12 protein-coding genes and 1 riboswitch are annotated in these 10,848 nt (G+C 55.1%); of the genes, 7 read left to right on the forward strand and 5 right to left on the reverse strand.

The genetic code is table 11. The annotated features are described in order from the left end of the window. Nucleotide 1 precedes the first annotated feature (1 nt). Nucleotides 2-820 (forward strand): mechanosensitive ion channel family protein, encoded by an 819-nt coding sequence (locus J6J34_RS07000; protein WP_301898725.1) that lies wholly within the window; start codon nt 2-4, stop codon nt 818-820. Here the strand turns inward: J6J34_RS07000 and J6J34_RS07005 are convergent. The 3 genes from J6J34_RS07005 to J6J34_RS07015 are packed head-to-tail and all read right to left on the reverse strand — an operon-like array spanning nt 768 to nt 5,239. Further along, nucleotides 768-1,826 carry a malonyl CoA-ACP transacylase gene (locus J6J34_RS07005; protein WP_301774585.1) on the reverse strand — a complete coding sequence of 353 codons (1,059 nt, stop codon included), beginning with the start codon at nt 1,824-1,826 and terminating at the stop codon, nt 768-770. The genes J6J34_RS07000 and J6J34_RS07005 overlap by 53 nt on opposite strands. Continuing rightward, nucleotides 1,823-4,027 (reverse strand): thiamine pyrophosphate-dependent enzyme, encoded by a 2,205-nt coding sequence (locus tag J6J34_RS07010; protein WP_301774586.1) that lies wholly within the window; start codon nt 4,025-4,027, stop codon nt 1,823-1,825. The genes J6J34_RS07005 and J6J34_RS07010 overlap by 4 nt, the downstream gene beginning before the upstream one ends. 33 nt (nt 4,028-4,060) lie before the next feature. Then, entirely contained in the window at nt 4,061-5,239 is a 1,179-nt protein-coding gene (locus J6J34_RS07015) for an acyl-CoA dehydrogenase (RefSeq protein ID WP_301721991.1), read from the reverse strand. A gap of 141 nt (nt 5,240-5,380) precedes the next feature. Here J6J34_RS07015 and J6J34_RS07020 point away from each other — a divergent pair, with 141 nt between their 5' ends. After that, the gene (locus J6J34_RS07020) at nt 5,381-6,232 is read left to right on the forward strand and encodes a LysR family transcriptional regulator (RefSeq protein ID WP_301721992.1); all 852 of its coding nucleotides are present in this window, start codon (nt 5,381-5,383) and stop codon (nt 6,230-6,232) included. Here J6J34_RS07020 and J6J34_RS07025 read toward each other — a convergent pair. Continuing rightward, the gene (locus tag J6J34_RS07025) at nt 6,229-6,432 is read right to left on the reverse strand and encodes a YfhL family 4Fe-4S dicluster ferredoxin (protein WP_418055205.1); all 204 of its coding nucleotides are present in this window, start codon (nt 6,430-6,432) and stop codon (nt 6,229-6,231) included. The genes J6J34_RS07020 and J6J34_RS07025 overlap by 4 nt on opposite strands. Further along, nucleotides 6,416-7,756, reverse strand: a complete 1,341-nt coding sequence (gene trhP / locus J6J34_RS07030) for a prephenate-dependent tRNA uridine(34) hydroxylase TrhP (protein ID WP_301774587.1) — start codon at nt 7,754-7,756, stop codon at nt 6,416-6,418. Before trhP ends, J6J34_RS07025 begins: the two co-directional genes overlap by 17 nt. Before the next feature lie 182 nt (nt 7,757-7,938). Further along, a riboswitch (molybdenum cofactor riboswitch) is annotated at nt 7,939-8,074 on the forward strand. Here trhP and moaA point away from each other — a divergent pair. The 5 genes from moaA to J6J34_RS07055 all read left to right on the forward strand — a co-directional run bounded on the left by moaA (nt 8,066) and on the right by J6J34_RS07055 (nt 10,847). After that, complete coding sequence (gene moaA, locus J6J34_RS07035) at nt 8,066-9,037, forward strand: GTP 3',8-cyclase MoaA (protein WP_301721995.1); 972 nt, start codon at nt 8,066-8,068, stop codon at nt 9,035-9,037. (Overlaps the previous riboswitch by 9 nt.) A 5-nt stretch (nt 9,038-9,042) precedes the next feature. Further along, nucleotides 9,043-9,582, forward strand: coding sequence for a molybdenum cofactor guanylyltransferase (gene mobA, locus J6J34_RS07040; protein ID WP_301721996.1), 540 nt, complete (start codon nt 9,043-9,045; stop codon nt 9,580-9,582). Next, the gene (locus J6J34_RS07045; RefSeq protein WP_301721998.1) at nt 9,582-10,094 is read left to right on the forward strand and encodes a molybdenum cofactor synthesis domain-containing protein; all 513 of its coding nucleotides are present in this window, start codon (nt 9,582-9,584) and stop codon (nt 10,092-10,094) included. Before mobA ends, J6J34_RS07045 begins: the two co-directional genes overlap by 1 nt. Before the next feature lie 14 nt (nt 10,095-10,108). Continuing rightward, entirely contained in the window at nt 10,109-10,606 is a 498-nt protein-coding gene (gene moaC / locus J6J34_RS07050) for a cyclic pyranopterin monophosphate synthase MoaC (protein WP_301722001.1), read from the forward strand. Next, a complete protein-coding gene (locus tag J6J34_RS07055; RefSeq protein WP_301722003.1) occupies nt 10,599-10,847 on the forward strand; it encodes a MoaD/ThiS family protein in 249 nt (82 codons plus the stop codon). The genes moaC and J6J34_RS07055 overlap by 8 nt, the downstream gene beginning before the upstream one ends. Nucleotide 10,848: the final 1 nt, after the last annotated feature.

Genomic DNA, 10,848 nt, shown 5'->3' on the forward strand with positions numbered 1-10,848 from the left:
GGTGGATACGGAAAAGATACTAGGTTTATTTAAAGAGATCACCAGTGCGGTATTGATTGAAATCGGCGTGGTATTCGCTGTTGCGACCTTGATAGTGCTCGCCAGCCAGCGCGTGCTGCCGTGGCTGGCGGGCCATTTGCATGGCAAGCAGCGGTTGTTCGCACTGGCCCTGATCCCGACCATTCGTGTGCTGGTGTTCATTGTCGCCTTCGTCTGGGTTGTGCCGTTGGTGATTGAGCCAAGCATGCAGAACATGGTCGCCATTCTCGGTGCTGCAGGTCTGGCGATTGGGTTTGCCCTGAAAGACTACATCAGCAGTATGGCCGCGGGGATGGTCGCGGTTTATGAACTGCCTTACCGACCCGGGGACTGGATTGAGGTTGAGGGAACCTACGGCGAAGTGAAGCACATCGGCATGCGGGCGGTGGAGATGGTGACTCCTGATGACACCGTGGTGTTTATCCCGCACCTGAAGTTATGGACAAAACTCATTTTTAACGCCAACAATGGCGGGCCGAGTTTAATGTGTGTGGCCGATTTCTATCTGCATCCGGAGCATGATGCCAATGTGGTGAAACACCTATTGGAAGATGTCGGTTTGACCAGCCCTTATGTACAGCTGTCCAAGCCTATAGTGGTGGTTGCTAAAGAGGAGCCCTGGGGAACGCATTACCGGCTGAAAGCCTATCCGATTGACCCTCGTCAGCAATTTCAGTTCATGACCGATTTGACCGCGCGCGGCAAAAATTGCCTGCGCGCGTTACCCGTTAAGTTTGCCCAGCTGTCACCAGAGCACGCTGCTCAGGCAGGCCCATACTAAGCACGTAGGGATGCGCAGCTTTTTGCTGTGCAGTGAAGCTGGCTTTGTCGGTGAGTCCTTGCCAACCTATCGCGATCAATGCTTGTGCAACGGCCCCGCCGAGACCGCTACCAGGACCGAGCAGAATAATATGATCCGGTGCGTAGTCTTTCACCGCCACCTGTACGGCTTTGCTGAAATCGTAGGTTTCGGTGACTTGATGGCCAAGGGTATAACGCTGCAGTGCGCGCATGTCCGCTGTGGGCGTAAGCCACTGAAAACCACGACCATCCACCAGCGGAGTTTGTGGTGGGTGAAACGCAGCCACCGGCCAGGTCTCCAGCGCCTCGGTTGCGGCATCGCTCATCATCCGGGTGTGGAACGCCGCATGGCCTGGTAGCAACATAGGAAAGCGTTCATCGGCTGTGGGTAAGGCCTGGATTGCCGCGTTACAGGCAGCTTCGGTACCTGCCAGAACGGCGTAGCCCCCATAGTTAATGGAGTGCATCAATTCATCAGGATGCGCTGCAACTTGCGCTTCAACCAAAGCAATACGTTTCGCGTCCGGGCGCCACTCACTATCAATGATCGGATAAATAAACTGCGCTCCGGCGCCACCCGCGGTTAACTGCGCCATACTGGTGACCAGCTTGGTGCTGGTGCTCAACGACCAGGCGTCAGCACAGGCCATTGCCGTATACCATCCCATCGAGTTGCCCGTCAGTGCCACCACCTCGTACTGCTCGCGATCGATGCTGAGAAAGTCCAGATAGCCAGCAGCGTAGATAAGGGCAGCCGCATTTTCCGGGCGCTGGTGTAGGGAAGTTTTAAACAACTTCGCCTGATCCAGCTCCGTCACTGTTGGCAGGCCCAGCGCTTCGCGTTCGGCGTCGATGGCATCCAGTTTATCTTGCAAAGTTTCCCTTAACTTCGGCGAAGATGCTGCTATGTTCGCGTAGATCGAGCCAAGTTCTGGTTTATTATAGGTCCCCCGCCCGGGACAGATGACCAGTGCTGTTTTCTTCATGATTGACCTCCACGAAGCATCATCATAGCCTTTTCGGTAATGCCATCGCGCGATGGCAGGACCGTGTAAGCGGCTTTACCCAAAGGAATAAAACTATCCTCTGCGGTCAGTCGCTGAATGCTAAAGTGTCCGGGGTAGTCTTCGTGCAATGCCGTGATCAGCTCTTCACTTAATGAGCCGCGGCGACGGCATTCATCGACAATTAGCAGTTTCTTACTGTTACCCAGGGCGGCGACAATTTTGTCCACGTGCAGTGGCACCAGACAACGAATGTCCAGCACGCGCACCCGATGGCCGGCGTCAGCAAGTTGCTTTTCGGCCTGACGGCTCAGGTAATAGCCATTACCGTATGAAATAATCGCCAACTCTTCGCCATCGCCATACACTGCAGGTTCACCCAGCTCGGGTAACGGGGTCGTGACATCCGGGTAGTGACTCAGCCAGCCGGCATCGCCTTCCTGGTGCAGATCCCGTGCCATATAGAGTGCTATAGGTTCCAGCATAATCACCACTCGCTGTTCCGCCGCAGCCAGTTGTACTGCTTGGCGCATCAACAGAGCGCCGTCTGCGCCATTCGAGGGGCAGAGGACAATGACGCCAGGGATGTCTCGGAACACCGCGAATGAGTTGTCGTTGTGAAAGTGGCCCCCGAAGCCCCGCTGGTAGGCAAGCCCGGCAATGCGGATCACCATCGGGTTGGTGTACTGACCATCCGAAAAGAAAGATAGCGTGGCAGCTTCGCCACGGATCTGATCTTCGGCATTATGCACATACGCCAGGAACTGGATCTCTGGCATGGCAATAAACCCTTGTTGTGCCATTCCTATGGCAAGCCCAAGAATACTTTGTTCATCGAGTACAGTATTGAGTACCCGATTCGGACCAAAGGCCTCCATCAGATGTTGAGTGACGTGGTAAACCCCACCTTTTTTCGCAATATCTTCACCGCACATGACAATCGAGCCATACTGCGCCATCAGATCATGCAACGCCCAGTTCAGTAATTTTGCCAGATGCTGTGGCTTGCCAACATTGTGCTTGTCCCACTTAAAGAGACCTTCACGGCGCGTTGCATCAGGCACTGCCGGTAGTGTGGACGGGTCTTTTTTCGGTGGTACGATGGAACGCATAACATCCGTTGCCGAGGTCAGCTTAGGCTGCTGTGCGGCCTGATTTGCGATGCGTACCATGCGTTGCTGCTGCCGTCTGATGTGCGTCACCAGTGACTCAGAATCAAACAGGCCGCGGGCGATAACTGCTGCACAGCTATGCAATAGCGGGTCGCGCTCGGCATCAAGGGCAATTTCCTGTTTGCTCCGATACGCCACTTCAGCATCGGCGCCGGCGTGACCGAATAAGCGGATGGTGCGCAGATGCAGGATGGCAGGTTTACGTTTCTGGCGGACGTAGTCCGCTGCTTGCTGCGCAACCAGGTAGGTTTCAGCCAGGTTGCTGCCATCGGCAAAGAAGTACTTCAGTGCAGGGCGCTGACTGAGTTGCTGCTGAATCCAGCCTTGCGGCGTGTGCGTCGAAATTCCCAGGCCATTGTCCTCACAAACGAACAGCAAAGGCATCGGGATCTGTTGATAAGCGGCCCAGCTGGCGGAGTTAATCGCACCTAAGGCGGTGGAGTGATTGGCCGAGGCATCGCCAAAGCTGCACATGGCAATGGCATCGTGCGGCCAGGTGCCTTGGTGCTGCAAGCGCTTTGACAAACCAATGGCAAACGCGGTGCCCATAGCTTTTGGTACATGCGAGGCGATGGTACTGGTTTGCGGGGGGATATGTAGCTCAAGGCTACCAAGCACTTTATGACGGCCACCCGAGATGGGGTCGTCGCTCGAGGCAGCAAAGCTCAGCAACATATCGTAAAGCGGCGTGGTGCCGGGTTTCTGTTTCGCCCGCTGCAAAAAGAATGCGCCACTGCGGTAGTGCAGAAACGCAGGGTCGCTGACCCGCATGGCTTTGGCAACGGCGGCGTTGGCCTCATGGCCGGAGCTACCTATGGTGTAAAAACTCTGCCCCGCGGCCTGCATCAGTCGTGATTGCAGGTCGAGCAGACGACTGGCCAACTGTGAGTCAAACAGTTCAACCAGGTCGGCGTCGCTAAGGACGCCGCCTGCGGCCTGCGCATGGGGCAGTTCTTGTCGTTCTATACGCTGGATAAAGTCGCCCAGCCATGGGTGCATTGCTGCAGCCATAAACGCCTCCGTGGATTCGCGTTGCTGGAAAAATTAACAGCTAAAAGCCTGGATACCCGTTTGTGCACGGCCCAGAATCAACGCATGTACATCATGCGTGCCTTCGTATGTGTTCACCGCTTCCAGGTTCATGACATGACGGATGACATGGTATTCATCGGCAATACCGTTACCGCCATGCATGTCACGCGCCAGGCGGGCAATGTCCAACGCCTTGCCACACGAGTTACGTTTGATCAGTGAGATGGTCTCCGGGGGTAACTGATTGGCATCCATCAGGCGACCCGCCTGCAGACAGGCCAACAGACCAATGCTGATTTCTGTTTGCATATCGGCCAGTTTCTTTTGTACCAGCTGCGTCGCGGCCAGCGGGCGATCAAACTGTTTCCGATCCAGCGTGTACTGACGTGCCGCGTGCCAGCAGAATTCTGCCGCGCCAAGTGCGCCCCAGCCGATGCCATAGCGGGCTTTATTCAAACAGCCAAACGGACCCTTAAGACCGCTGACATTAGGCAGTAAGGCGGATTCAGGAACCTCAACGTTATCCATCACGATTTCGCCGGTGATCGAAGCCCGCAACGAGAATTTACCGTCGATTTTCGGGGCCGACAGGCCGGCCATGCCTTTTTCCAGGATAAAACCGCGGATTTCGCCGTCGAGCTTACCCCAGACCACAAATACGTCCGCAATGGGGGAATTGGTGATCCACATTTTGGTGCCTTTGATGACATAGCCACCATCGACTTTTTTCGCTGTGGTGCGCATCGCCGCTGGATCCGAGCCGGCGTCTGGTTCGGTTAAGCCAAAGCAACCGACCCATTCGCCGCTGGCCAGTTTCGGCAGGTACTTTTGCCGTTGCTCTTCGCTGCCATAGGCATGAATCGGATGCATGACCAACGAGGATTGCACGCTCATGGCACTACGATAACCGCTGTCGACGCGTTCGACTTCGCGGGCAATGAGTCCGTAGCAGACATGGTTTACTTCGGCACAACCGTATTTTTCTGGCAGGGTTGCGCCAAGCAGGCCTAATTCACCCAGCTCGTTCATGATTTCACGATCAAAACGCTCTTCGCGGTTGGCGGTCAGTACCCGCGGCATCAGTTTCTCCTGACAGTACTGATGAGCGGTGTCGCGGATCATGCGCTCTTCTTCGGTAAGCATGTCGCTGAGTTGAAAAGGGTCTTGCCAGTCAAAGGGAACGCGTGCCATTTAAAACCTCATGATTCATTGTTTGTAACTTGCGTTGATCAAAGCACATGAATTGACCAGCGCACATGTTTTATTCCACTTTACGCTGAAATGACATAAAGTTAAATTATATAAAAATTAGAACAGGTATAGTTTTTAGCTATGGATTTACGCCAGCTTCAGTATTTTGTTGCCGTTTATGAGCAAGGCAGTATCAGTGGTGCGGCACGTGCCTGTGCAGTGGCGCAGCCAAGTCTCTCCAAAGCCCTGCAGCAACTCGAAGATGAGCTGCGGGTGCGATTATTCGTGCGCCAGTCAAGAGGGGTAACCCCAACGGAGGATGGCGAGCGTCTGTATGGCCACGCCGGACGAATGCTGAGTCAGATGCAGTCATTAAAAGCATCGTTCCGGCATAGCGTTACCCGGGTGCAGTTTCGCCTGGGTCTGATTCGGGCGCTGGGTGTGGAGCGCATGAGTCAGTTGCTACGGGATTTTACTGCGGGAGTCGACGGCCTGGAGTTACACCTGGTGGAGCCTGATGAAGAAGCGGACGCGCGCATTATCTCGCCACGCATGCTAAGAGCTGGCGAGCAGTTTTTACCCATCTGGCATGACCGCTTTGTGCTGGCGCTGCCAGCCGGACACCCGCTGGCATTGCAGAACGAGCTGGGATTATCGCAAATGCAGGGGCAGGCGCTGATTAAGCGCACCCCTTGTGAAGCCTGGTCGACGTTTTACCCTGAGCTCATCCGGCAAGGCATTCAGCCCGATATTCGGGCTGACATTCATACCATTGAGTATGCCCTGGGGCTGGTCTCAGCTGGCGTAGGCTGCGCCCTGGTGCCGGATTTAGAGTCGTTACGTGAACGTCAGGATGTGGTGTTACGTCCCCTTGCTGAGCTTACCCTGGAGCGGACCATCGGCATGGCTTATCCGCGCAGTCATAGTGAAGATACACCACTGCGCTGGCTGCAACAGGTGTGCCGCCAAACGGCTGCCCAAAGTGCGGGCTAGTTGCTGACGTCGGCGACCAGAGTCATGCAGTCGACCGGACACACCGGGATACAGGCCGGTTCGTCGTAGTACCCCTCACATTCGGTGCACTTGTCTGCATCCACCACATAGTGTGCTGAGCCCATCACAATAGCTTCATTAGGGCATTCCGGGACACACATATCACAATTAATACAATCGCTATCAATGACCACTGGCATAGCTGACCTCCTTAATGGCAATGGCGGCCGGTGGCGGCGGCAATTCTTTTACCAGCAGGGCAACACTCTGCTCTGCGCGTGCCAGGCCACAGGGCAGCTGCAGGCTGACCTGATGACCGGAGCCAGGTGCACGCGCGACCTGCTCGCCGGCGCGGTTGAACAGCTGTCCGGCACGAAACCGGATATTTCCTGAGGGCTTCATCAGGATCAGGTTATCGTCGCTGGCGAAACTATTTTTGACATCGATGAGGGCGGTAGTGCCGTCGCTGTCCAGCACCGCACCCACCAGCACTTGCTCACCCTGGCTGTGACTGGTTTGATAATTCTGCAATTCACTTGGTACATGGCGGCGCAGGAAGCCTTCGGTAAACCCACGATTGGCCATGCCATCAAGATCAGCCAGTAATTGTGGATCGAACGGCCGTCCGGCGCAGGCATCAGCAATGGCCTGACGGTAGACTTGCGCCGTACGCGCGACGTAATAGGGCGATTTGGTCCGGCCTTCAATTTTTAACGAGTGAATACCCAGCTCGGCTAAGGCCTGAACGTGCTGCACACCGCGCAGGTCTTTCGAGTTCATGATGTAGGTGCCGTGAATATCTTCGTCCATCAGCATCAGCTCGCCCGGTCGTTGTGGCTCTTCCAGAAGTACCGGCCGGTCAATGGGCTGGAACTGGCCGACCGCATCTTCTGCGGCGTCATGTACCTGGTAAGGCCAGCGGCAGGCATTCGTGCAAGCGCCCTGATTCGGATCACGCTTGTTAATGTAACCCGACAACAGGCAGCGACCGGAGTAGGCCATACACAGCGCGCCATGCACGAAAACTTCCAGTTCCATATCCGGACACTGGTGCCGGATTTCAGCGATTTCTTTCACCTCCAGCTCGCGAGACAGAATCACCCGACTGACTCCTTGCTGCTGCCAAAACTTGACCGCCGCCCAGTTCACGGTGTTCGCTTGTACCGACAGGTGCAAAGCTTGTTCGGGGTAGTGCTCACGCAACAGCATGACAATTCCCGGATCTGAGACAATCAGCGCATCTGGCTGAAGCGCAATCACCGGCGCCATGTCAGCGACAAAGGTTTTCAGCTTGGCGTTATGAGGCGCAATATTGACCACCACATAAAACTTTTTACCCTGGGCGTGGGCTTCGGCAATGCCAATCGCTAAGTTGGCAAGATCGAAACTGTTATTACGGACCCGCAGACTGTAGCGCGGCTGACCGGCATAAACGGCGTCTGCGCCATAGGCGAATGCCATACGCATGGCTTCCAGGCTGCCAGCAGGAGAGAGTAATTCGGGGCTAAAAGTAGGTTTTGACATAGGGCTATTGGGTAAACTTGATCCAGCGCAATAAAGTCTGGAAAGTCTACCTGTATGGTCGATAAAAACCCTGATCCGGATCAATAAATGCGGCACGCCGGTTACCTTGAACTAACCCTTATGGGGTAGTTCCGCCCCCTCTTCATGGCAATTACATTGCGACCTTGCCACCACTACCATAGTCAGCACATTCACGCCGAGCGACTGGCTCTAAAGCATGCTTGCATGTCATGACCAGTGTGCCGTGGCTTCGGCCACCGGGTTGTTTTGGAAACGAGATAACCTCCCGACTTGGAAAGGTGTTGACCCATGTTAATGGACCGCTTTGCCCGCCGCTTTACCTATTTGCGGCTCTCCGTAACGGAAAACTGCAATTTCCGTTGCGACTACTGCTTACCCGACGGCCCGGACTGCACTTCGCGACAGGCCGAGCTGAGTGTGCCTGAGATTCGACGCCTGGTAACAGCGTTTGCCGAGCTGGGTACCCGTAAGGTCCGCATTACCGGCGGTGAACCCTGCCTACGCAAAGACTTACTCGAGATTATCAAAACCATTAAAGCAGTTCCTGGCATTGAAGAAGTCGCCATCACCACCAATGGCTATCGTTTGCAGCGCGATCTCCCTGCCTGGCGAGAGGCCGGCGTTGATGCCATTAACGTCAGTGTCGATAGTCTGGATCCCAGCACTTTCCACCTGGTTACCGGACAAAACCGCTTGCCCGCTATTCTTGCCGGCATCGATCAGGCCATCGCGCTGGGAATACCTAAGGTTAAGGTGAACACCGTTTTATTGCGCGGCTATAACGGCGGCGCCGTCGCCGATTTCCTGGAGTTTATACGCCATCGCCAACTGAGCCTGCGCTTTATCGAGCTAATGCGCACCAATGACAACGTATCGTATTACCAGCGCCATCACGTGAGTGGGCAAAACATTAAAGAGCAGCTGTTAGGCGATGCCTGGAAACTCTGTTCCAAGAGCACCACTGCGGGCCCCGCGCAGGAATTTGAGCATCCCGATTATCAGGGCAAACTTGGCCTGATTATGCCCTACAGCCGTGATTTTTGTGACGACTGCAATCGCTTGCGGGTGTCCAGTCTCGGTCAGCTGTTTTTGTGCTTGTTCACCGAGCATCACCAGGACATTCGTGCTTATTTACAAAACGATGATTCTACTGACCTTAAACATGCTTTGCAGAGTTTTGTGCTGGACAAAAAAGCCAGTCACGCTCTGCACGAAAATCTGAGCGGTTCCACGCGTCATCTGGCGATGATTGGAGGTTAACAGCTATGGCTATTACTGCAGTGATCTTGGCCGGCGGCGCTTCCCGGCGGATGGGACAGGATAAAGCGTTGATGCAGGTTGCCGGACGCACACAACTGGACCGGATGAGCGCTTTAGCCCATGAGGCAGGCTGCGAGCAAGTTCTAATCAGCCGCAATGGCGAAGGTTTTATTGCCGATGAAATTGCCGATAGAGGGCCGCTGGGTGGTGTATTGAGTGCCTTACCTCACTGTTTGTATGAAACCCTGTTGCTGCTTCCGGTCGATATGCCGCTACTAAGTGCTGACGCATTGCAGCTGTTAGTGGAGCAAGCAGGTCCAGCGTACTTCATCAACAGTGCTATGCCTTGTGTGTTGAAAAACGAACCCGCGCTGAGAGTGTATCTGACCGAACAACTCTGCGATGACGCCGGCGATCGGTCGGTGCGGGGCGTCTTAAACTGGTCAGGTGCGGCGGCGATAGCCTGGCCTTACGACTATCAGTTACAAAATACCAATACCCCGCAGCAATGGCAGCGGGCACTTACGTTTTTAGGAGAGCAGTGATGAAGTCATCCAGTCATCAGGCCTTGCATATCGCACTTGCAACGGTTTCCGATCGGCATACCCCAACCAGCGACAGCACGGGTGACTGGCTCGCCGATGCTATAGTTAAAGCGGGCCATCACATGTATCAGCGGCAGATTATCGGCACCAACAAATACCTGCTGCGCGCCGTTGTCTCGCGCTGGATCGCTGAGCCGCAACTGAGCGTGGTGCTGCTCAACGGCAGCACCGGCTTTGCTGAGCATAACGCTGTACCTGAAGCCCTCGCCCCGTTGCTTGAGCAACAGGTTGAAGGGTTTGGTGAATTGTTTCGGCAGTTGAGCTGGCAGCAGATCGGCAGCTCTGCAATGCAGTCCCGGGCCTTTGCGGGCCTGGCCAATAATACTTTGGTGATCGCCGTACCTGGCGCAGAGTCTGCCGCACAGCTGGCATGGGAACAATTGATCCAGCCACAACTGAACAGCGAGCAAGGTCCCTGTAACTTTGTCGGACGGTTGACGCGACACGGCTAATTTGAGGAGTGACTATGACTGACCAGAAGTTTACCCATTTAGATGCAGAGGGTTCGGCTCACATGGTGGATGTGGGCGGCAAATCTTCTTCGGCACGGCAAGCCATCGCTGTTGCGAGCGTACAGACCACACCTGAGGTCGTCGCCAAAATCAGTGCCCAGGCAGTCGCCAAAGGTGACGTGCTTGCGGTAGCGCGGGTGGCGGGGATTATGGCCGCCAAACGCACCAGTGATTTATTGCCATTATGCCACCCCTTAGCACTGACCAAGGTGAGTGTAGACTTTACCTTGCTGCCCGAGCAGGGCCAGATTGAAATTCGTGCGCTCTGCGCTGTGCAGGGGGTTACTGGAGTGGAAATGGAGGCCCTTACTGCGGTTAGTGTGGCGGCGCTGACGATTCATGACATGTGCAAGGCCATCGACCCCAGCCTACAAATTAATGGCATACAGCTGCAGGAAAAAACCGGTGGTAAACACGGGCATTGGCAAAGGAAACATGCAACTCATGGTTAAGGTTAAATTTTTCGCCGCGCTGCGTGAACGCCTGCAATGCGCTGAAATGCAGATTGCCTCGCAACCAGATGACTCAGTTGCTGCGGTGCGGGCACGCTTAATTGAACAGCATCCACATTGGCAACGGGAGCTATTGGACAACGATGTGCTGTGCGCCAAAAACTTCGCCTTCGTGGGGCATCAGGAACCGGTCCGATCCGGTGACGAGTTAGCCTTTTTTCCACCGGTGACGGGAGGTTGAG

Origin of the sequence: Pseudidiomarina terrestris, from assembly GCF_030466405.1 — a bacterium.
GTDB lineage: Bacteria > Pseudomonadota > Gammaproteobacteria > Enterobacterales > Alteromonadaceae > Pseudidiomarina > Pseudidiomarina terrestris.